Origin of the sequence: Moritella sp. 36, from assembly GCF_018219415.1 — a bacterium.
Lineage (GTDB): Bacteria > Pseudomonadota > Gammaproteobacteria > Enterobacterales > Moritellaceae > Moritella.
This window is the reverse complement of the sequence record NZ_CP056120.1, coordinates 141,418-163,935: the sequence shown is the minus strand read 5'-3', so window position 1 is coordinate 163,935 and position 22,518 is coordinate 141,418. Positions and strand designations below refer to the sequence as shown.

The following is a 22,518-nucleotide window of genomic DNA, read 5'->3' as shown; positions in this document are numbered from 1 at the left end:
CCCTTAAGAAACGTAGCAGATGATCTCGCCACCGATGCCAGCTTTACGAGCTGCACGGTCAGACATCATGCCTTTAGAAGTAGAAACGATAGCAACACCTAAGCCACCCATCACTTTAGGAAGATCATTACTTCCTTTGTAGATGCGTAAACCTGGGCGACTAACGCGCTCAATTTTTTCGATTACGTTTTTGCCTTCGAAATACTTCAAAGACACTTCAAGTTCAGCTTTCACTTCACCTGAAACAGCGTAACCATTAATGTAACCTTCTTCTTTAAGCACAGCTGCTAATGCAACTTTTTGCTTAGAACAAGGCATTTTAACTGCAACCTTAGAGGCTGACTGACCGTTACGGATGCGTGTTAGCATATCCGCAATAGGATCTTGCATGCTCATTTTCGTATACTCCCGAAATTAGTGACTTACCAACTAGCCTTTTTAAGACCTGGAACTTCACCACGCATCATGTGCTCACGTAGTTTGATACGGCTTAAGCCGAACTTACGTAGGTAGCCATGAGGGCGGCCAGTGATGTTACAGCGATTACGCTGACGACTTTCACTAGAATCACGAGGTAACGATTGCAATTTAAGAACTGCATTCCAACGATCTTCGTCTGAAGTATTTACACCAGAGATGATTGCTTTTAATTCAGCACGTTTCTCAGCGTATTTTTTTACTAGCTTCGCGCGTTTTACGTCGCGCGCTTTCATTGATTGCTTAGCCATGACCCTACCTTACTTACGGAATGGGAAATTAAAGGCAGTCAGCAGAGCGTGACCTTCTTCATCAGAATTCGCAGTAGTAGTGATAGTAATATCCATACCACGAATTTTATCGATTTTATCGTAATCGATTTCTGGGAAGATGATTTGCTCGCGAACACCCATACTATAGTTACCACGACCATCGAACGATTTAGGGTTCAGGCCACGGAAATCACGAATACGTGGAATTGAGATACCGATTAGGCGCTCAAGGAATTCCCACATACGCTCGCCACGTAGGGTAACTTTACAACCAATAGGATATCCTTCACGGATTTTAAAGCCAGCAACGGATTTACGAGCTTTAGTAATCAATGGTTTTTGACCAGAAATTGCAGCCATATCAGCAGCAGCATTTTCTAATACTTTTTTATCATTGATTGCTTCGCCCACACCCATATTAAGGGTGATCTTTTCAATCCGAGGGACTTGCATGATAGATTTATAGCCGAACTTAGTTTTAAGTTCAGGCGCTATCGTCTCTTTGTAGTATTCATGCAGTTTCGCCACAGTTAACTCCAATTAAACAAGTTCATTATTAGATTTGAAGAAACGTACTTTTTTGCCGTCTTCAAATCGGAAACCGACACGGTCAGCCTTGCTAGTTGCAGGGTTGAATAGTGCCACGTTTGATGCGTCTAAAGCTGCTTCTTTCTCAACAATACCGCCAGCTACGCCCAATTGTGGGTTTGGCTTTTGGTGTTTCTTGATAAGATTAACGCCTTCAACGAATATTTTACCGTCTGCTCTTACTTCAGTAACTTTGCCTTGTTTACCAGCATCTTTACCTGCAACAACGATAACTTCATCATTTTTTAAAATTTTAGCTGCCATTTTTCGTTCCTTATAGTACTTCTGGTGCCAGAGATACGATTTTCATGAACTGATCAGTTCGTAGTTCACGAGTAACTGGGCCAAAGATACGAGTACCGATCGGCGCGCCGTTAGCATTAAGCATAACTGCTGCGTTACGGTCGAAACGGATAGCTGCACCGTCTGTACGACGGATTGCTGACCTAGTACGCACAACCACTGCGTTCAGAACATCACCTTTTTTTACTTTTCCGCGAGGAATTGCTTCCTTCACAGAAACTTTGATGATATCACCAACACGCGCATAGCGGCGGTGCGAACCACCTAGGACCTTGATACACTGAACGCGACGTGCGCCTGAGTTATCGGCTACGTCCAACGTAGACTGCATTTGGATCATTATTAGTGCTCCGCAATAATTTCATCTAACCCAACATGGATTAAATGAGTCCCCTCTCTTTCAAGAGGTGGCGCATTATAACACCACGGCTTTGAAAAAAGCAACGGGAATCGACTAAAAAACAAACGACCCCTATATAGGGGCCGTTATCATAAGAAGATCAGTATAAACTTAAAATTAAGCTTTTACTAATACTTCTACTAATGCCCAAGTTTTAAGCTTAGACACTGGACGAGTTTCACGAATAGTTACAACATCATTTAGTTGACATTCGTTATTCTCATCATGTGCGTGTAGTTTAGTAGTACGCTTGATGAACTTACCGTATAACGGATGTTTCACTTTACGTTCTACTGCAACAACGATAGTTTTATCGCCTTTGTTGCTAACAACACGACCCTGTACAGTACGAATAGTGCTCATATTATACACCCGCCTTTTCGTTCAGGATGGTCTTAACACGCGCGATATCGCGACGTACATTTTTGATTAAATGCGTTTGTGCTAGTTGGCCAGTACTTAACTGCATACGTAAGTTAAATTGCTCACGTAGTAGGTTAAGTAACTCAGCGTTTAGCTCTTCAACATTTTTTTGTTTAAGTTCGCTAGCGTTCATTACATTACCGTCTTAGTTACGAAAGTTGTAGAAATTGGAAGTTTCGCATCAGCTAGGCTGAATGCTTCACGAGCCAATTCTTCAGGAACTCCAGCCATTTCATAAAGGATTTTGCCAGGTTGTACTTGGCAAACCCAATACTCAACGCTACCTTTACCTTTACCTTGACGTACTTCAAGCGGCTTTTGTGTAATAGGCTTGTCTGGGAACACACGGATCCAGATTTGACCTTGACGCTTAACGTGACGAGTCATAGCACGACGTGCTGCTTCGATTTGACGAGCAGTAATTCGACCACGACCAGTAGCTTTAAGACCGAATTCGCCGAAAGTTACGTTTCCGCCTTTTGCAAGACCGCGGTTACGGCCTTTGTGCATTTTGCGGAACTTCATGCGTTTTGGTTGCAACATATCAGAGTCTCCTATTTAGCAGCTTTAGGGCCACGACTGCGACGTTTAGGCTTAGAAGGTGCTTCAACTTCTTGAGTAAGCGGTAGCTTACCTAGAACTTCACCTTTAAAGATCCAAACTTTCACACCAATGATGCCGTAAGTTGTAAGAGCTTCTGCAGTTGAGTAATCGATATCTGCACGAAGTGTATGTAGAGGCACACGGCCTTCACGATACCATTCAGCACGAGCGATTTCTGCGCCGCCTAAACGACCGCTTACTTGAACTTTAATACCCTTAGCACCTAAACGCATTGCATTTTGTACTGCACGCTTCATAGCGCGACGGAACATAACACGACGTTCAAGTTGAGAAGCGATACCTTCAGCTACTAATTTAGCATCAAGTTCAGGCTTACGGATTTCTGCGATATTGATTTGTGCAGAAGTACCAGTCATCTTAGCGATAGCATTACGTAGTTTTTCTACGTCTTCGCCTTTCTTACCGATAACAACACCAGGACGAGCAGTGTGAATAGTCACACGGATGCTTTTCGCTGGACGTTCGATAACGATACGTGAAACAGATGCATTTTTCAGTTTTTTAGTTAAAAACTGACGTACTTCGAAATCACCGTACAAGTTGTCGGCGAAGTCTTTAGTATTCGCAAACCAAGTAGAATTAAACTGCTTGGTGATACCTAGGCGAATACCATTTGGATGAACTTTCTGACCCATTGTTTTCTCCTAGTCTCTTAGCGTGTTGCTACAACAATTGTGATGTGGCTAGTACGCTTCAAGATGCGATCTGCACGACCTTTAGCACGTGGCATGATGCGCTTCATAGTAGGACCAGCGTCAACAAACGCTGTAGCTACTACTAACTCATCAATATCCGCACCTTCGTTGTGTTCAGCGTTTGCGATAGCTGACTCAAGAACTTTTTTAACTTGTACAGCAGCTTTTTTAGTGCTGAAAGTTAAAACTTCAAGAGCCTTGTCCACTGGTAAACCACGGATAAGGTCAATGACCAAACGTGCTTTCTGTGGAGAGCCTGAGGCGAAACGGTGTTTAGCTAATGCTTCCATCTAATTTCTCCTAACGCTTTTTAGCTTTCTTATCTGCAGCATGGCCGCGATAAGTACGAGTCGGTGCGAATTCGCCTAACTTATGACCAATCATTTCGTCAGTAACGAAAACTGGTACATGTTGACGACCATTATGGACAGCGATGGTCAGACCAATCATATTTGGAATGATCATAGAACGACGGGACCAAGTCTTAACTGGTTTTTTTTCCCCGCTTTCCACCGCTTTCTCTACCTTCTTCAGCAAGTGTAGGTCTATGAAAGGACCCTTCTTGAGAGAACGTGGCATGGTGATACCTCTATAAAATTACTTGTTGCGACGACGTACGATAAGTTTATCAGTACGCTTGTTCTTACGAGTTTTGTAACCCTTAGTTGGCACACCCCAAGGTGATACCGGATGACGGCCACCTGAAGTACGACCTTCACCACCACCGTGCGGGTGATCAACTGGGTTCATTACAACACCACGTACTGTTGGGCGAACACCGCGCCAGCGGCTAGCACCAGCTTTACCAAGTTGGCGAAGCATGTGTTCAGAGTTACCAACTTCACCAATCGTTGCACGACAATCTACTAATACTTTACGCATTTCGCCAGAGCGAAGACGTAGAGTAACGTATGAGTTGTCACGTGCAATGATTTGTACGTATGTACCAGCAGAACGTGCAATTTGAGCACCTTTACCTGGCTTCATTTCCACAGCGTGTACAGTTGTACCTACTGGGATGTTACGCATTGGTAATGTGTTACCAGCTTTAATAGCTGCATCAACACCAGAAACAATAATATCACCAGCTTGCATACCTTTAGCAGCTAGAACGTAACGACGTTCACCATCTGCGTAAAGAGCAAGTGCAATGTTTGCTGAACGGTTTGGATCATATTCCAGACGTTCAACAGTTGCAGGGATACCATCTTTATCATTACGTTTTAAGTCAATGATACGGTAATGTTGCTTATGACCGCCGCCGTGATGACGAACAGTAATACGACCGTTATTATTACGGCCACCAGATTTAGATTTTTTCTCTAAAAGTGGAGCATGTGGTTTGCCTTTATGCAAATCCGGGTTCACTACCTTAACAAGGTGGCGACGACCTGGAGAAGTAGGCTTACACTTAACAATAGCCATTATTCAGAATCCCCTTGATTATTCAGCACTGCCGAAATCGATGTCAGCGCCGTCAGCTAGAGTAACATAAGCTTTTTTGATGTCTGAACGACGGCCAAAACGAGCGCCAGTGCGCTTAGTTTTACCTTTCAGTACCAATGTGCTTACATTTTTAACTTCAACTTCAAAAAGTTTTGCAATAGCTGCTTTAATTTCAGCTTTAGTTGCATCTAGTGCAACCTTGAAAACGATTGTGTTGTTGTTTTCAGCAGACATAGTGCTCTTTTCAGAGATATGTGGCGCTAGGATAACTTTCAATAAACGTTCTTCACTGATCATTTTAAGTTCTCCTCAATCTGCTTAACTGCTGCAGCAGTCATAACAACTTTGTTGAACGCGATTAAGCTAACTGGATCAATACCAGCAACATCACGAACATCAACTTTGTAAAGGTTACGAGCAGCTAAGAATAAGTTCTCATCAACTTCAGTACCTACGATTAGAACGTCGTTCAGATCGAAGTCTTTAAGTTTAGCAACTAATTCTTTAGTCTTAGGTGTTTCAACAGCGAACTGCTCAACAACAATAAGACGCTCTTGACGTACCAATTCAGAAAGGATGCTTTTGATCGCTCCACGGTACATCTTAGTGTTAACTTTTTGGCTGTGGTCCTGTGGACGCGCAGCAAAAGTTACACCACCTTTACGCCAGATCGGGCTGCTTGCAGTACCTGCACGAGCACGACCAGTACCTTTTTGACGCCATGGTTTCTTACCACCACCTGCAACGTCAGAACGGTTTTTCTGTGCACGAGTACCTTGACGCGCGCCAGCAGCATACGCTGTAACTACCTGGTGAACCAGAGCTTCATTAAACTCACGTCCGAAGGTAGTTTCTGAAACTTCAAGAGCACCTTGTGCGTCTTTCAATACCAATTCCATTACTAATTCCTCGGATTAAGCTTTAACAGCTGGTTTGATAATTACGTTGCCGTTGATCGCACCTGGAATAGCACCTTTAACAAGTACTAGGTTACGTTCACTATCAACACGTACCACATCTAGAGACTGAATCGTTACACGTTCAGCACCCATGTGACCTGCCATTTTCTTGCCTTTAAATACGCGACCTGGAGTTTGACATTGGCCAATTGAACCCGGTGCACGGTGAGCAAGAGAGTTACCATGTGTAGCATCTTGCATAGCAAAGTTCCAACGTTTAATAACGCCTGCGAAACCTTTACCTTTAGATGTACCTGTAACGTCTACTTTAGTAGTTTCAGCAAAGATGTTTACGTTTAGCTCAGCGCCAACTTCAACAGCTTCACCTTCGCCTGTTTCCAGACGGAATTCCCAAAGGCCACGACCAGCTTCAACTTTAGCTTTAGCGAAATGACCCGCTTCTGGCTTGTTTACTCTGCTAGCTTTTTTCGTGCCAGTGGTCACTTGAAGTGCGCGGTAACCGTCAGTTTCAAGTGTTTTAACTTGAGTAACGCGGTTAGGCTCACATTCAATAACGGATACTGGGATAGAAACGCCATCTTCAGTGAAGATACGTGTCATACCAACTTTACGTCCGATTAGACCAATCATTATAATAACCTCAATATAAATCGTTGTTTTAGAACTTACTAGCCAAGGCTGATTTGAACATCAACACCAGCAGCTAGATCTAAACGCATAAGAGCGTCAACGGTTTTTTCTGTTGGCTCAACGATGTCAACCAGGCGCTTGTGAGTACGAATTTCGTACTGGTCACGCGCATCTTTGTTAACGTGCGGAGAAGTAAGCACTGTGAAACGCTCTTTGCGCGTTGGTAGTGGAATAGGTCCACGTACTTGTGCGCCAGTGCGTTTTGCAGTTTCAACGATTTCCGCTGTAGACTGATCGATAAGACGATGATCGAACGCTTTTAAGCGGATACGGATTCTTTGGTTCTGCATTAGACCAGAGCTCCAATAAAGTTAAACACACACAAAAATTCGACATCCCACATCTAACCAAATAGACTGCGAGAGCGATATCTTTAACTCGGTGACTCCCCTATCGGGAATCTTGATGACTGACCACTAATACTTTAACTCAAGGCTAAAATAATAACTTAGTGATTCAGTTTCTTGCTTAAGCAAGTGGGACGTATTATACATGACCTCTTGCCTTTAGCAAGAAAAAGTTCAATATAAAGCATTATATCAACTTTATTGAGTCATAAAGTATTGAATCATCATAATGACGTTCAGTACAGTTAACCGTTACCGTAATTTGTCGACACAGTATATAGAGAGTAAAGATTAAGTTCAAGCTTCTTTGTCGACATTGTTTAAACCAAAAAAAAGCACCCATATCAGGGTGCTTTAAGCCGTCGAGAATATAATTAAGACGCGAGTTTTTCCGCTTTTAAGTTTACTGTTTGGCTAACCACATTTAGCTTAAACTCCAACGCAACCTCATCACACGCATGCTGACGTGGGCAAATCTCACAATCTTTCAATACTTTTTCAGGCAGCATTGATTTACTGGTTGAGCTAAAGCCCAGCTTCATGAAGAATTCAGGTACACGTGTTAATACAAACACTTTTTGGATCGCCATCTGTTCGGCTTTACGTAACATATATTCGACAACCGCTTTGCCCTGCCCTCCACCTTGATAGCCAGGTTCAATACCCAATGAACGGATCTCAGCAAGCCCAGTATCGTAAACATAGATAGACGCACAGCCTGTCACTTGATTATGTTTCTCTGTCACCGCAAAGGTACCGACAGCTTTAACTAAATCAGAACGGTTACGTGGTAAATTCTCACCAATATTAGCCCAGTAATTTACCATGCGTTCAATATCATCTAGATCTGTTAAACGAGCAGCTCGAATACTAATACCTGATGTATCTCGCTCTTCTAAACGTTTTTCCGCATTCGTTAATGCAAACTCGACCTGCACTGGTGATACTCCCCCCTGTGCTTTACGTTTTGCTAATGTTTCATCAAGTGACAAGTGATGATAAACATCGTTTTCAATGAGTTCATTGAACGCTTTAAATTCAGCTAAAGTTAGCTCCTCTAGTGGTACACCCTTTGCAATTGCAGCGACAACTGCTTCACCGACAATATGGTGTGAATCACGAAAGGGAACACCTTTAGCAACAAGGTAATCAGCTAATTCAGTCGCGTTCGAGTAACCGCCTAACGCAGCCTCTTTGGTTCTTGCTTCATTGATCTTCATTCCTACCAATGACATAGCAGCCATTTCAAGGCAATCACTCCAGGTATCAAGCGCATCAAATAAGCCTTCTTTATCTTCTTGCATATCTTTATTGTATGCAAGCGGCAGGGCTTTCAACGTCATTAGCATGGCGCTTAGTGAACCAAATACACGACCAGTTTTCCCACGGATAAGTTCTAATGCATCCGGATTTTTCTTTTGTGGCATTAATGATGAACCAGAGGTCACCGCATCAGCCAACTCAATGAAGTTAGATTCACCCGAGTTATAGAAAATTAGATCTTCAGCCAGACGCGATAAATGAATCATTGACATACTTGCCGTGCTCATTAATTCCATCACGTGGTCACGATCAGAGACAGAGTCTAAGCTGTTTAATGTGGCACTAGCAAAACCCAATGAATGTGCTAAATTCGTTCTATCCATCGGATAAGCAGTACCCGCAAGAGCACCAGAACCCAATGGGCAGGTATCAAGACGTTTTAGGCAATCCGTTAAACGACTGAAATCACGTTCAAGCATTTCAACATATGCTAAGCACCAGTGCGAAAATGTCACTGGCTGTGCACGTTGCAAATGGGTGTAACCTGGCAATACAGTATGTTGGTGTTCACGCGCAAGTGATACAAGTTGTTGCTGGGTTTTATCCAATTGCATTAACAACTGCGCACCTTGCTGCTTACACCAAAGTTTTAAATCCGTTGCAACTTGATCATTACGACTACGTCCGGTATGTAGTTTTTTACCTAAGTCCCCTACTTTCGCAATTAACTGCGTTTCCACCCAACTGTGAATATCTTCCGCATTACTTTGTAAGATTTGCTCAGGATTTTCTAGCACTGCTAACTTAAGATCATTTAATGCGCCTTCAATAGCTACTTGCTCTTCTTGCGTTAAGATGCCCACGCCAACTAACGCTTTTGACCATGCCACTGAACCAGTGATGTCTTGTTCAGCTAAACGATAGTCAAACCGCAGTGAATCGTTAAATGTTTTAAATCTTGCATCAGCTGCTTGACTGAATCTACCGCCCCATAGTGCCATGGTTACATCCTTATTCTTTCTTATATTTTTATATTGGAAGTATGTATATTCGAAGTAGAGGGCGCTCACCCCCTCAAATAGTTTTACTTAGCTGCTAAAGCTTTAATGCGGCTAGACAACGAATATAAACGAATGAAACCTTCCGCATGGCTTTGGTCATAAACATTATCATCACCAAATGTTGCAAATTCTTCACTATAAAGGCTATTCGGAGAATGCTTCTGTACAGCTTGTACTGAGCCTTTATACATTTTCACAATGACTTCACCATTCATTTCTTCTGCTAATGTACCAGCAGCAGCAAGTAATGATGCACATAAAGGTGTGAACCAACGACCGTCATAAACCAGATGTGAGAATTCAGCGGCAACAGTATGTTTCCATTTACGTGTTGTTTTATCTAACACGAGTTCTTCAATACCACGTAACGCTTCAACCATAACAGTACCACCCGGTGTTTCATAACAACCACGTGACTTCATGCCGACTAAACGGTTTTCAACAATATCAACACGACCAACACCGTGAGCGGCCGCTTTTTCATTGAGATACATCAGTGTTTGGTACGGTGACATTGCTTCACCATTAACCGCCGTGATCTCACCTTTAACAACAGATAACGTTAAGAATTCAGGTTCATTTGGCGCATCAATTGGGTCAACCGTCATGGTCCAGACTTGTTTCGTTGGTTGATTCCATGGGTCTTCTAACTCGCCACCTTCATGAGAAATATGCCAAGCATTGGCATCACGGCTGTAAATTTTAGTCGCAGATGCAGCAGTAGGAATGTCACGTTCAGCTAAGTATTCAAGTAGAGATTCACGGCTGGTTAAGTCCCAGATACGCCAAGGTGCAATCACCGTTAGTTCTGGTGCAAGTGCAGCAAAACAAGATTCAAAACGGATCTGATCATTACCTTTACCTGTACAGCCATGACAAAGTGCATCTGCGCCAACTTTGCGGGCAATTTCAACTTGTGCTTTAGCAATGATTGGACGAGCCATTGACGTACCTAAAAGATAAGTACCTTCGTAAACGGCACCAGTTTTAAGCGTTGGGTAAATATAATCAGCGACTAATTCATCCTTTAGATCTACGACATAACACTCAGATGCCCCCGAAGCCAATGCTTTAGCTTCAATACCCTCAAGTTCTTCAGCGCCCTGACCAACATCTGCAACAAACGCGATAATCTCACAATTATCATAATTTTCTTGTAACCAAGGTAAAATCACTGAAGTGTCTAAACCACCAGAATACGCTACTACTACTTTCTTAACTGTTTGTGTCATTTTTATTTTCCTTAATATGTTACTTCAGCAATGTCAGTAAAACTGCATTTTGGGCATGCATTCTATTTTCGGCTTGATCAAAGATCAGCGATTGTTCGCCATCCATCACTTCCGATGTTATCTCTAACTCGCGATGAGCCGGCTGACAATGCAATACATGTTTAATTCCTGTGCGTATCAGTAATTCTTTGTTTATCTGATACGGCATGTACTTTTCTTTTACTTGTTCCAGTGGTGTATCATCCCCCATTGAAACCCAAGTATCACCATAAATGACATCATAATCAACTATGTCATCAAGGTTATCTGTTACATTTATTTTACCACCGCCAATTTCAGCTAACTCCATGGCCTGCTTAACAATTTGCGCATCAGGACTACTGCCTCGTGGGCATACGGCTGTTACTTCAGCACCTAAGATAGCACCGGTTAGCATTAATGAATGCGTTACGTTATTACCTTCACCGATATAAGCTAGTTTTACTTTAGAAACATCTTCATAGTGTTCCGATATTGTTAAAAAATCAGCTAATGCCTGACAAGGGTGGTATAAGTCGCAAAGTGAATTAACAACAGGCACACTGCCATGTTCCACTAAGCCTTCTAATGTTTTGTGGCTCATGACACGAGCTACAATTGCATCAGCCCAACGAGAGATATTCGCCGCAAAGTCTTTTACTGTCTCACGTTCACCAATTGCACCATTTTGTGCATCAAGATAAACCGCGTGACCACCTAATTTATGAATGCCGATATCAAAGGTTACGCGTGTTCGTAGTGACTGCTTTTCATAAATGGTGACGATACTTTTACCCGCTAATGCTTGTGAGTACTCTGCCGGATTGGCTTTCACTGCTTTAGCCAGTGCTAATAAGTCAAGGATCTGTTGTTTACTTAAATCTTTAACTGATAATAAATTTTCCATGATCGAACTCCGTTAACTGATCAGTATTAGGTAGAAACTTTCGTTCCCTCTGCTTCACCATTTAATAATGCCACTAACCGATCGGGCACTTTCCAACTCGCTAATTTAATGTCGCGATTTAAAGATGCGGCCGCTTTTAATGCCGCTTTCACTTTTACTTCCATGCCGCCATGAATCACACCAGCCGTAATCAGTTTATCTGCATCGCTACTGTTCATCTCGGGAATTAACTGCATATCCGCATCTAAAATACCAGGCACATCAGATAACATAACTAAGTCAGCATCAAGCGTTTCACAAATGGCTGTTGCCGCTTGGTCTGCATTCACATTTAATAACTGTCCCTGAGCATCGATACCAATAGAGCTAATAATCGGTAAGAAACCACCACTGAGTAACGCCGTTAATAATGTTGGATCACCCGCTTCACATTTTCCGACGGCACCAAGCCCTGCTTTTGATTGTGTTACTGTTGAGATACCGCCATCAGCAAGACTTAAACCAACGACTTTCGCACCCGATTTCAAACCCTGTGCCATTAATACTTTATTTGCCGTACCAGCTAACGCACCGGTGATATAACCAATATCTGCAAATGGTGTAACACGTAAACCGTTCTTTTTCTCGCTAACGATATTCATCTTTGCTAATAGTTCATCAACAAAGCAGCCACCACCATGCACCAAAATAAGGGGACGTGACGATGTTGACTTATATTCACTTAATGCTGTGAACAGCTGTTCAAGCGCCGTTTCGTTTTCAAGTAATGCACCGCCAAGTTTTAATACTAATGGAGTTCTCACTGTTATATTCCTTATACTAATGACGTTGTCATCGCGAAACCAAAACGGATATTGATACACTGTATTGCTTGTGCCGCGGCACCTTTTAATAAGTTATCAATCGCAGAAACCACAATAAGGTCTTCTCCCTGTTGCTGCCACGCTAAATCACAGTAAGCGGTGTTCTCTACGGCTTTAATACTTGGCCAGCCACTTGGTAATACCCGCACCATAGGTTGATCTTGATATGCTTCTTGGTAAGCTGCGGTGACTTGTTCTGGTGTAACACCAACTGCAAGTTTGACGTTAATCGTTGCTAAGATCCCACGCTTAAAACAGCCTAAGTGGGGAGTGAAGATAACGTCATGTCCTAAATGAGTACTGATTTCAGGTTGATGACGATGATTGAATACACCGTAAGGTGCGTGGCTAACTTCGCAAAATGCTGAACCCAATGCCGCTTTCCGACCTGCGCCACTAACACCACTAACAGCATTAATAATTGGTTTTTGACCCGCAGCAATCAGCCCATGTTTAGCTAGCGGTTTTAATGCTGATAACGATGCGGTTGGATAACACCCCGGCACCGCAATTAAGTTTGCTTCTGCAATATCAGCACTCGCCCATTCAGCTAAACCATAAACAGCACTCTTTAATTCTTTATCGAAATTATGTTTAAAACCGTAATGATTTTCATAAAAAGCAGGGTCGTTCACTCTAAATGCACCGGATAAATCAAATACCACCGCATCCTGCGCTAAAAACTCAGCTGCGATATCATGGCTTACTTCATGTGCCGTTGCTAACACGACAATATCAACGTCATCGCAAATATTTTTTATGTTGCTAACCGCTAAAGGCTCAATAGTTTGGTCAACAACACCTAATAAATGACCGTATAATGAAGAAAATGATTTTCCTGCATCCAAACTGTGTTCTGAAACATACAATCTTGCTAATTCAAGTTCTGGATGTTTAGTAATGTAATGGGCTAGCTCAGCACCGGTATACCCGGTTGCACCGACTAAAATTGTTTTTAACATGTTTGACTTCCGTGTTTGCTAAATTGTAAAACGACAGGCAATTTGGCCCTTTCCAATTGCGCTTACTTGCGTAAATGAAGCAGCGCTAATGCATTTTAAATACTGTCTCGTCGAAACGATGAAAAACGATTCATTATCTAACCCATACGTTGTAGAGTAAGGATGATTAAAGAATAAAACAGATTACATTTTTATGCAACTTTATTGCATAAAAAAACAACCAGTCATTACAGGAACGTAAAATGCAACTACCTAAATTTACCGAACTTTATAAATCACTGATCCTAACACCGTCGATCAGTTCATTAGAAAAAGAGTTAGATATCAGTAATAAGCCTATTATTGACTTACTCGCAGGTTGGTTCACCGAACTTGGTTTTAGCATCAATATAACTAGCGTACCTGACACGAATGGTAAATTTAATCTAGTCGCGACTTATGGCCAAGGTGATGGCGGATTATTATTGGCAGGCCACACAGATACCGTGCCGTTTGATGACGGTTTATGGACTAAAGATCCATTTCAGTTAACTGAAAAAGACGATAAATGGTATGGCTTGGGTACGATTGATATGAAGGGCTTTTTCGCCTTTGTATTAGAAGCATGTAAAAACATTGATTTAACTAAATTAGATAAACCATTACGCATTCTTGCCACTGCCGATGAAGAGACCACCATGGCAGGAGCAAGAGCGATTGCGGCCGCACAAAGTTTCCGACCTGATTATGCCGTCATTGGTGAGCCAACTGGTATGGTGCCGGTATTTATGCACAAAGGTCATATGTCAGAAGCAATACGTATTACTGGACGCAGCGGTCACTCTTCTGATCCTGCTAATGGAATCAATGCCATTGAGATCATGCATCAAGTAACAGGACAGTTATTGCAGCTGCAACGTAAATTAAAAGAACAATACGCCTGCGATCATTTTGTTATTCCACAACCCACGCTTAATTTTGGTCATGTGCACGGTGGTGACAGCCCCAACCGCATCTGTGGCAGTTGTGAATTACACATCGACATGCGCCCTATTCCAGGCGTAAGCCCCGATGAACTGTTTATGCTACTTAACCAAGCATTACTACCAATCCAAAAGCAATGGCCTGGCGCTGTTGATGTTTATCATCTACATGAACCGATCCCAGCTTATGCATGCGATACTGATTCAACGTTGATTAAATTAGCTGAAAAACTCACAGGTGAAGCCGTTATACCTGTGAATTATTGTACCGAAGCACCGTTTATTCAACAACTTGGATGTGACACTATCGTCATGGGTCCAGGGAGTATTAATCAAGCCCATCAACCTGATGAATATTTAGATTTATCCGCAATTAAACCAACACAGGCGATTATCCAAAAACTGATTGAAGAAACATGTAAAAACTAACTAAAGAATTATCGTTTTGTAGTAAATTTACACCTGATATCACAATTAATCGTATTAATTACACGATTTAATTGACGAATGTCACTAAATATAGTTATTTTACATACATAACGATAATAGTTGTTGCCGTATTACATCACTGAATTGAAGGATTATGTATGTCAGATAAATATGCAGCGTTACGAAGTAATGTCGGCTTATTGGGCCAAGTACTAGGGAATACAATCAAGGATCATCTTGGAGAAGAGTTCTTAGATAAGATTGAAACCATTCGTCAACTAGCAAAATCATCCCGTGCAGGTAATGATAAAGACCGTGCACAATTACTCACCGTACTGCGTAGCCTCTCTGATGATGAGCTATTACCAGTAACGCGTGCGTTTAGTCAGTTCTTAAACCTGGCTAATATCGCTGAGCAGTTCCACACCACTTCACGTAATTGTGCAGATAACACTTGCGTGCCAGACTCTATCGATGAACTCTTTGCTAAACTAAATAACTCTGAAATCAGTGAAGAAGATGTACTTTCTGCGGTTAAAAACCTTAAGATCGATTTAGTACTGACTGCACATCCAACTGAAATCACCCGTCGAACCCTGATCCATAAGCATGGCGCGATAAATAAATGCCTTAGCCAGTTAGAGCTTACTGAATTAAGTAGCAAAGAGCGTGATGTCTTCATGACGCGTATCGAACAATTGGTATCACAAGCCTGGCACACCAACGAGATCAGAACAGTACGCCCTACCCCTGTCGATGAAGCTAAATGGGGCTTTGCAGTAGTAGAAAATTCATTATGGGATGCAGTACCAAACTTCTTACGCAGTCTTGATAAACGTTTACAAGACCGCTTAGATTACCAATTACCTATTGACGCTTCACCCGTTAAATTTACCTCTTGGATGGGTGGTGATCGCGACGGTAACCCGTTTGTTACTTCAACGGTCACCGAAGAAGTATTATTAACCAGTCGTTGGATGGCTATTCACTTGTTCCTTAAAGATGTAAAACATCTCACCAGTGAATTATCAATGAATGACTGTGATGACACATTACGTGCATTAGTCGGTGAAAGTCATGAACCATACCGTGTATTACTGAAAAAATTACGTAGTGAGTTAACAGAAACATTAGCGAGCTTAACTGCGCAGTTAAAAGGCGAATACACAGAAAGCCGTGACATCATCACGACAACAGCACAGTTACGTGAGCCATTGTTAGCTTGCTATAACTCACTTAATGCCTGTGGTATGCGTGTTATTGCCCAAGGTGCATTACTCGATACTATTCGCCGCGTTGAATGTTTCGGTGTGAGTTTAGTGAAACTTGATATCCGCCAAGACAGTGATCGTCATACCGATGTGATCGCCGAAGTAACGCGTTACTTGGGTCTTGGAGACTATGCACAATGGAGCGAGCAAGATAAACAAGCGTTCTTATTGCAAGAGCTTAATAACAAGCGCCCACTTATCCCACAATGCTGGCAACCGTCTGCAGATGTGAAAGAAGTGCTTGATACTTGTCGCACTGTGGCAAAGCAAGATCCAGAATCACTGGGGATTTACATCATTTCAATGGCACGTAAAGCCTCAGATGTATTCGCTGTACAACTACTATTAAAAGAAACTGGTTGTCCATTCCGTCTACCTGTTGCGCCGTTATTTGAAACTTTAGACGATTTGAATAATGCGGGTACAGTGACGGCAAGTTTATTAGCGATTGATTGGTATAAAAACTACATTAATGGCCATCAATATATCATGATCGGTTATTCTGACTCTGCGAAAGATGCAGGTGTAATCGCCGCCTCATGGGCGCAGTATCGTTCGCAGGAAGCCTTGGTTAATATCTGTGAGCAAGAAGAAATTAAGCTGACTTTATTTCATGGACGTGGTGGTAGCATCGGTCGTGGTGGTGCACCTGCACATGCAGCTTTATTATCACAACCTCCAGGTTCATTAAAAGGTGGTTTACGCGTAACAGAGCAAGGTGAAATGATCCGCTTTAAGTTTGGCCTTGCCAATGTTGCAGAACAAAGCTTAAACCTCTACACCAGTGCAATTTTAGAAGCTAATTTACTACCGCCGCCAGCACCAGAACAAGCTTGGCGTGATGCAATGGATCAAATGTCTTCGGATTCATGTGAAGAATATCGCTCATATATCCAAGGCCATGAAAAATTCGTGCCTTACTTCCGATCTGCGACACCTGAGTTAGAATTAGGTAAACTGCCACTCGGTAGCCGCCCAGCAAAACGTAAACCAAACGGTGGAGTAGAAAGCTTACGCGCCATCCCTTGGATCTTTGCATGGACACAAAACCGCTTGATGTTACCCGCTTGGTTAGGTTGTACAGCAGCATTCAAAAACATGCTCGATTCAGGTCAGCGTGAGACACTGCAAGAAATGCAGCAACAATGGCCGTTCTTTAATACCCGTATTGAAATGTTCGAAATGGTATTTTTGAAAGCTGATGCTTGGTTAGCGGAATATTATGACCAATGTCTAGTGACTGAAGATTTATGGCATTTAGGCAAAGAACTACGTGCAAGCTTGGCGTTAGCAACTGAGTTGATCTTAGGTTTAACACCTGACACGCAATTACTTGATGCTCAGCCCTGGAGTAAAAAGTCAATTGAGTTACGTAACCCGTATACCGACCCTCTGAACATCCTACAAGCAGAGCTATTAAGCCGCGCGCGTAGTAGTGAAGAAGTGAACCCAGATATTGAACAAGCCTTAATGGTAAGTATCGCTGGTGTTGCTGCAGGTATGCGTAATACCGGTTAACTTTCAATTTAGTTATCAGCTAATGAATAGATAATAAAATGCCGACATCATGTCGGCATTTTTGATTCTGATATAAGTAAAGATAACCAGTACGATGATTATTTTGGACGTACACCCAATGTATGACAAATAGCATACGTTAGATCAGCGCGGTTTAACGTATAGAAATGAAAGTCCTTCACCCCTTCGCGCGACAATACTTTCACTTGGTCAATGGCTATACTTGCGCCAACCAGATTACGTGTCGCCTGATCATTATCTAAACCTTCAAACTGGTTGTGCATCCAATTAGGCACTTTTACATTGGTCAGTTTTGAAAACTTACATAAGGTTTTATAATTTGATACTGGTAAAATACCCGGCACGATCTCTTTATCAATACCGACTGCCGCACAACGGTCTCGGAAGCGTAAAAAACTCTCGGTATCAAAAAAGAACTGTGAAATAGCACGATCAGCACCGGCATCAATCTTATCTTTTAGCGCGAGCAGATCTGCTTGCGCATTTTTTGCTTCGGGGTGAACTTCTGGATAGGCGGCAACTGAGATATCAAAATCATTTACCTCTTTTAATAAAGCAACTAAGTCAGCTGCATACATATCAGGCTGATTCAAGCCCGGTGGTAAATCACCACGTAAAGCCACGATATTACGAATACCGTTGTCCCAGTAATCTGTTGCAATCTGCTTTAGCTCTTTGCGATTAGCGTCAATACAAGTGAGGTGTGGTGCAGCAATCAAGCCTGTTTCATGCTTAATTTGTTTAATAATGTTATGAGTACGATCACGAGTACCGGAATTAGCACCGTATGTCACAGACACAAATTTAGGGTCTAACGCTTTTAAACGATTAATTGACTCCCATAAAGTAGACGTCATCGCTGGAGAGTTGGGCGGGAAAAATTCAAATGAAACGTTAATATCACGTCCCAATTCAGAAACACTTTGATTCAATACTTCAATATTTTGTGCGTTGTGAAAACTCATACTTTATTCCCTTAAGATGTTTAGACGTCCATACCTCTTTACGTCTCAATCATCACAAGTTTGGTGGATAAAGTCAACGCACATAATTCATCTTAAACATGAATTATATGCGCATTGGTTTTCGACAGAGGAGAATGTAAAAATTAACGCGCGAACAACTTACATAATTGGAAAAGATCAGATTGAATAGCACCCGCAGTCACATCTCTGCCAGCACCAGGGCCTTGGATCACTAATGGGTTATGGCGATACCAGTGACTATTAATTGAAAAAATATTATCACACGGCAATAAGTTGGCAAATGGATGGGTTGGTTCTAAGAACTCTAACCCAACCTGCGCCCCTTCTTTACAACTAAAACTAGCGACATAGCGTAATACTAAGCCCTGCTTTTTGGCTTTATTAAACATATGTAATATTTTGTCATCGAGTGCTTCGCAATGTTCTAAAAACTCGTCCACTTTAAATGCCATTAGATCTTCTGATACCAATGACTCGAGTTTAATATCGCCAAGATCCATCTCATAGCCCGCTTCACGGCTTAGAATAAGCAGTTTGCGCTGTACGTCCTTACCCGATAAATCTTCACGAGGGTCAGGTTCCGTTAGCCCTTGATGCCAAGCTTGTTCCACTAATTCCGAGAACGCAATTTTACCATCATATTGTTGAAACAACCAAGATAAGGTACCAGAGAAAATACCGCTAACAGCTGTCACTTGATCACCACTGTGTTGCAGCATATCCATAGATGATTGGATCGGTAACCCTGCGCCAACCGTGGCGTTGTATAACCAATAGCTTTCATTATCACTAAAGCTCTGCTTAACCCGATTATAAAATTCACTGCTCGCCGCGCCAGCGAATTTATTTGCTGAAATCAGATGGAAACCGTGTTGGGCAAATTCAGGATAATAATAGCTGATAGCTTCACTAGCGGTAATATCGATAATCACCAGTTCATCAAACGGGTGCAATGCGAGATTAGATAATAACTGTTCCCATACAAACGATTCGGGTTGGAAGTCATCAAGTACCGTCGCAGCATCCAGACCATTGAAGTCTAATACCCCGCCCTGAGAGCCATATACACCGCATAAACACAGTTCGACATTTTGTTGTTCGGGTACTTTATGCATTTGCTCCGCAAACAGAGATAGCCAACCAGCACCGATATTTCCTTTACCAAACAGCACCACACCAATGCGTCTTGGCTGCTTAAATAACGCCGTATGTAACTCTTTCAATAACGGCTCTAACACCACTTTCTGCAGAACGGCACAGATACTTAAATGGTTTTCACCTGTCTGTACAAATGTTAGATTATGCTCTGAAATTAATTGATAAAACTGATGTGATTGCAACGCATTATCGGTTACACCAGAACCCACTAGCGCCACCATACAAAAACCACTCACATGCTCAATGGCTTTTACATTAGATTGCTGCTGTTTATATGTTGCTAATGCAGTAAGTGCAAACTCAACAATTTCAGCGGTATAACCAAATCTAACCATATAATCCGTCGGACGGCGTTTGATACAGATAGGAGAGAGTTGCTGCTGTGCTAACAATGCAATTAACTGATTATATTGTTGCTGGTAATCTGCATCATGATTAAACTCAACATCCACTAAATGTAGATCATCAATCGAGGTGACAATTTTAGCCCCTTTACCTTTTGGTAAACGACGGTGGATCTGAGTTGACCCCTCATCAGGGGTATAACTGCAACGTAACTGCACATGCTGTTTACTCTCGACAACAGGTTGTAATGTACGCGCATGTAATACGGGAGAGCCTAAACGCGCGAGCTCAGCCGCTTCATAAAGTGATAATTTAGTTTGCAGTTCAGCATCTTTTACACGACGTGGGTCGGCACTAAATACCCCCGCAACATCGCTCCAAATAGTGGTTTGATCAGCATCTACTAATGCAGCTAACAAGGTCGCAGAATAATCAGAGCCATTTCGCCCCAATGTCACAGTACGCTGTTGTGTATCTGCAGCAATAAAACCGGTCACGACAACGCGATTAGTCAGGGTCGCTAAACACGAGTCTAATTTTTGGCGAGACACCATTTCATCAACCACAGGTTGCGCGGCTAATTCAGTTGTTAAAAACAAGCGAGAATCTAAATCATTAGCTGGTAGTTCGCTTTGACTCAGTAAAGCTGCTAATAATCGTGCGGACCACACCTCACCATGCGCTAAAATTTGGTTTTTAGCATACACATCAAGGGTAGTTTCTAATAAATGGCCTATAGTATGAATATCATCTTGCAATGCAGAAGTGAGTTGTGTGCATAAGGCACCTTCTAATAGTTCTGTAACTAACTTAGTTTGATACTCGCATGTCGCAATAAGACGTTCCGATGCAGCTTGATCACCGTCTTCGGCTAATTGTAATAATTCTAATAATTGATTGGTGGTCTTGCCCGCTGCAGAAACGACAATAAGATCGCGTGCTTTGGTGTGTTGGCTAATTATCGTCAATACTCGACGATAACAGGTAGCATCAGCTAAACTACTGCCACCAAATTTATGAATACTGCGCTTAATTGCGTCCATGCGTTCTCCCGAACTTAATATCGAATTAATATATTTCCAGTAACTCAAAACATACACTATTAGGCTACAACAGGTCAATAGACGTCTAGAGCTCTTTACATACTGATTGCCAATAATCAAATTCAAAGGTAGACTTATTACTTATTCATAAATAATAATTTACGCAAAGGTCAAAAATGACGAAGTGGAACGGCGAGTATATTAGCCCCTATGCAGAGCATGGGAAAAAGAGTGAACAGGTTAAAAAAATTACTGTTTCAATTCCTTTGAAAGTATTAAAAGTACTGACAGATGAAAGAACTCGCCGTCAGATTAATAATCAACGACATGCAACCAACAGTGAGTTGTTGTGTGAGGCATTTTTACATGCTTACACAGGTCAACCATTACCTGCCGATGAAGATTTAACAAAAGACAAACCAGACAGTATCCCTGAAGAAGCTCGGGCACAAATGTTAGCGCTGGGTATCAATATCGATGATTATTTAGAACAAGATGATTAGTCACTAACTAACGAATGCTAAATAAAGAACGTCTGAAAATAAAACAGGCCCACCTTTTATAAAACAGGCCCCAATTATAGGAGCCTGTTTTGATTTAACCTATATACAATGCGCTATCTAGCTCGCATTGTTGCTAATACCTTAAAGTGAAATCTAAAAACTAAAAGGAGCCGCGCGGCCTTTTTTCTTTTTCTCAACCGGTTTCGGTTCAGCTACTTTCACTTGTTTAGCTTCAGATTTTTTCTTTTTCTTCTTTTCAGGCTGCTCCCAGATACCTTCAGGGATGCTGTCGACAACAGGCTTAGCAACTGGTGTTGGTGCAATAAATTCGGGTTCAACAGCAACATCTTGCTCAACAGTATTGTTTCCTGTGAAATAGTCTTCAGTAACATCGTTTTCTGTAATATATGTTGCTACAGAATCAGACTCTAAAGCCGCAGGGTCCACAAATTCTTCTTCATCAGTAATATCGTACTCTGCAAGTTCTTCCGCAGACATGACTTGATAAGCTTCACCATTAAAACCAATGATATCGCCAAACATGATCTTTTTACGTTTGCGTGTTTCAACTTCACCATTCACATACACATAACCGTCTGCAATATAGTTCTTCGCTTCACTGCCCGAGGTCACTAAATTTTCGATTTTTAAGATCTTATATAATTCAATCGGTTCTTCAGCGACAACAACAGGGATAACTTCAATTTCATATTCTTCAGACATGGGAACCTTAAATGTGGGCAAATAGCAGAACTTTATACAAGTATAAACCTAGAAATGCAAACGCCAAG

Annotated in this window: 27 protein-coding genes; 3 read left to right on the top strand and 24 right to left on the bottom strand. The window is 41.9% G+C overall.

Annotated elements, in window-relative coordinates; genetic code table 11:
* Positions 1-3: 3 nt before the first annotated feature.
* The 21 genes from rpsH to argC form a co-directional block, all read right to left on the bottom strand.
* A complete protein-coding gene (rpsH, locus tag HWV03_RS00740; protein WP_045112211.1) occupies positions 4-396 on the bottom strand; it encodes a 30S ribosomal protein S8 in 393 nt (130 codons plus the stop codon).
* Positions 397-422: 26 nt separating this feature from the next.
* Complete coding sequence (gene rpsN, locus HWV03_RS00735; RefSeq protein ID WP_045112212.1) at positions 423-728, bottom strand: 30S ribosomal protein S14; 306 nt, start codon at positions 726-728, stop codon at positions 423-425.
* 9 nt (positions 729-737) lie between these two features.
* The gene (gene rplE, locus HWV03_RS00730) at positions 738-1,277 is read right to left on the bottom strand and encodes a 50S ribosomal protein L5 (RefSeq protein WP_211673646.1); all 540 of its coding nucleotides are present in this window, start codon (positions 1,275-1,277) and stop codon (positions 738-740) included.
* 12 nt (positions 1,278-1,289) lie between these two features.
* Positions 1,290-1,601: a 50S ribosomal protein L24 gene (gene rplX, locus HWV03_RS00725; RefSeq protein ID WP_101060770.1), complete on the bottom strand. Its 312-nt coding sequence runs from the start codon at positions 1,599-1,601 to the stop codon at positions 1,290-1,292.
* Between the two features lie 10 nt (positions 1,602-1,611).
* On the bottom strand, positions 1,612-1,980 hold the full coding sequence (gene rplN, locus HWV03_RS00720; protein ID WP_211673645.1) for a 50S ribosomal protein L14: 369 nt from the start codon (positions 1,978-1,980) through the stop codon (positions 1,612-1,614).
* 177 nt (positions 1,981-2,157) lie between these two features.
* Positions 2,158-2,403 (bottom strand): 30S ribosomal protein S17, encoded by a 246-nt coding sequence (rpsQ, locus tag HWV03_RS00715; RefSeq protein WP_017223593.1) that lies wholly within the window; start codon positions 2,401-2,403, stop codon positions 2,158-2,160.
* Between the two features lies 1 nt (position 2,404).
* Entirely contained in the window at positions 2,405-2,596 is a 192-nt protein-coding gene (gene rpmC / locus HWV03_RS00710; RefSeq protein WP_006034643.1) for a 50S ribosomal protein L29, read from the bottom strand.
* On the bottom strand, positions 2,596-3,006 hold the full coding sequence (gene rplP / locus HWV03_RS00705; RefSeq protein WP_019442267.1) for a 50S ribosomal protein L16: 411 nt from the start codon (positions 3,004-3,006) through the stop codon (positions 2,596-2,598). The genes rpmC and rplP overlap by 1 nt, the downstream gene beginning before the upstream one ends.
* 11 nt (positions 3,007-3,017) lie before the next feature.
* Positions 3,018-3,722, bottom strand: a complete 705-nt coding sequence (gene rpsC, locus HWV03_RS00700) for a 30S ribosomal protein S3 (protein ID WP_019442266.1) — start codon at positions 3,720-3,722, stop codon at positions 3,018-3,020.
* A 17-nt stretch (positions 3,723-3,739) separates the two neighbouring features.
* Positions 3,740-4,072, bottom strand: coding sequence for a 50S ribosomal protein L22 (gene rplV / locus HWV03_RS00695; protein WP_045112216.1), 333 nt, complete (start codon positions 4,070-4,072; stop codon positions 3,740-3,742).
* A gap of 10 nt (positions 4,073-4,082) precedes the next feature.
* Positions 4,083-4,361: a 30S ribosomal protein S19 gene (gene rpsS / locus HWV03_RS00690; RefSeq protein ID WP_019442264.1), complete on the bottom strand. Its 279-nt coding sequence runs from the start codon at positions 4,359-4,361 to the stop codon at positions 4,083-4,085.
* An 18-nt stretch (positions 4,362-4,379) separates the two neighbouring features.
* Positions 4,380-5,207 carry a 50S ribosomal protein L2 gene (gene rplB / locus HWV03_RS00685; RefSeq protein WP_211673644.1) on the bottom strand — a complete coding sequence of 276 codons (828 nt, stop codon included), beginning with the start codon at positions 5,205-5,207 and terminating at the stop codon, positions 4,380-4,382.
* Between the two features lie 18 nt (positions 5,208-5,225).
* On the bottom strand, positions 5,226-5,525 hold the full coding sequence (gene rplW, locus HWV03_RS00680) for a 50S ribosomal protein L23 (RefSeq protein WP_019442262.1): 300 nt from the start codon (positions 5,523-5,525) through the stop codon (positions 5,226-5,228).
* On the bottom strand, positions 5,522-6,127 hold the full coding sequence (rplD, locus tag HWV03_RS00675; RefSeq protein ID WP_211678076.1) for a 50S ribosomal protein L4: 606 nt from the start codon (positions 6,125-6,127) through the stop codon (positions 5,522-5,524). The genes rplW and rplD overlap by 4 nt, the downstream gene beginning before the upstream one ends.
* Positions 6,128-6,142: 15 nt before the next feature.
* Entirely contained in the window at positions 6,143-6,781 is a 639-nt protein-coding gene (rplC, locus tag HWV03_RS00670) for a 50S ribosomal protein L3 (protein ID WP_211679930.1), read from the bottom strand.
* 35 nt (positions 6,782-6,816) lie between these two features.
* Complete coding sequence (gene rpsJ / locus HWV03_RS00665) at positions 6,817-7,128, bottom strand: 30S ribosomal protein S10 (RefSeq protein WP_017223583.1); 312 nt, start codon at positions 7,126-7,128, stop codon at positions 6,817-6,819.
* 431 nt (positions 7,129-7,559) lie between these two features.
* Entirely contained in the window at positions 7,560-9,449 is a 1,890-nt protein-coding gene (gene argH / locus HWV03_RS00660) for an argininosuccinate lyase (RefSeq protein ID WP_211678075.1), read from the bottom strand.
* Positions 9,450-9,532: 83 nt separating this feature from the next.
* Complete coding sequence (locus tag HWV03_RS00655) at positions 9,533-10,741, bottom strand: argininosuccinate synthase (RefSeq protein ID WP_211678074.1); 1,209 nt, start codon at positions 10,739-10,741, stop codon at positions 9,533-9,535.
* 19 nt (positions 10,742-10,760) lie between these two features.
* Complete coding sequence (locus HWV03_RS00650; protein WP_211678073.1) at positions 10,761-11,666, bottom strand: ornithine carbamoyltransferase; 906 nt, start codon at positions 11,664-11,666, stop codon at positions 10,761-10,763.
* A 26-nt stretch (positions 11,667-11,692) separates the two neighbouring features.
* Complete coding sequence (argB, locus tag HWV03_RS00645; RefSeq protein WP_211678072.1) at positions 11,693-12,469, bottom strand: acetylglutamate kinase; 777 nt, start codon at positions 12,467-12,469, stop codon at positions 11,693-11,695.
* An 11-nt stretch (positions 12,470-12,480) separates the two neighbouring features.
* Complete coding sequence (argC, locus tag HWV03_RS00640) at positions 12,481-13,491, bottom strand: N-acetyl-gamma-glutamyl-phosphate reductase (RefSeq protein ID WP_211678071.1); 1,011 nt, start codon at positions 13,489-13,491, stop codon at positions 12,481-12,483.
* Positions 13,492-13,733: 242 nt separating this feature from the next.
* Between argC and argE the strand changes: the two genes are divergently transcribed.
* Both argE and ppc read left to right on the top strand, forming a co-directional pair.
* A complete protein-coding gene (gene argE, locus HWV03_RS00635; protein ID WP_211678070.1) occupies positions 13,734-14,882 on the top strand; it encodes an acetylornithine deacetylase in 1,149 nt (382 codons plus the stop codon).
* Between the two features lie 158 nt (positions 14,883-15,040).
* Positions 15,041-17,671 carry a phosphoenolpyruvate carboxylase gene (gene ppc / locus HWV03_RS00630; protein ID WP_211678069.1) on the top strand — a complete coding sequence of 877 codons (2,631 nt, stop codon included), beginning with the start codon at positions 15,041-15,043 and terminating at the stop codon, positions 17,669-17,671.
* 98 nt (positions 17,672-17,769) lie between these two features.
* Here the strand turns inward: ppc and metF are convergent, their stop codons facing one another.
* Complete coding sequence (metF, locus tag HWV03_RS00625) at positions 17,770-18,657, bottom strand: methylenetetrahydrofolate reductase (RefSeq protein ID WP_211678068.1); 888 nt, start codon at positions 18,655-18,657, stop codon at positions 17,770-17,772.
* Positions 18,658-18,800: 143 nt separating this feature from the next.
* A complete protein-coding gene (locus tag HWV03_RS00620; protein ID WP_211678067.1) occupies positions 18,801-21,224 on the bottom strand; it encodes a bifunctional aspartate kinase/homoserine dehydrogenase II in 2,424 nt (807 codons plus the stop codon).
* 176 nt (positions 21,225-21,400) lie between these two features.
* Here HWV03_RS00620 and metJ point away from each other — a divergent pair, with 176 nt between their 5' ends.
* Positions 21,401-21,727, top strand: a complete 327-nt coding sequence (gene metJ, locus HWV03_RS00615; protein WP_211678066.1) for a met regulon transcriptional regulator MetJ — start codon at positions 21,401-21,403, stop codon at positions 21,725-21,727.
* Positions 21,728-21,880: 153 nt separating this feature from the next.
* Here the strand turns inward: metJ and HWV03_RS00610 are convergent, their stop codons facing one another.
* The gene (locus HWV03_RS00610) at positions 21,881-22,450 is read right to left on the bottom strand and encodes an RNA-binding S4 domain-containing protein (RefSeq protein ID WP_211678065.1); all 570 of its coding nucleotides are present in this window, start codon (positions 22,448-22,450) and stop codon (positions 21,881-21,883) included.
* Between the last annotated feature and the right edge of the window lie 68 nt (positions 22,451-22,518).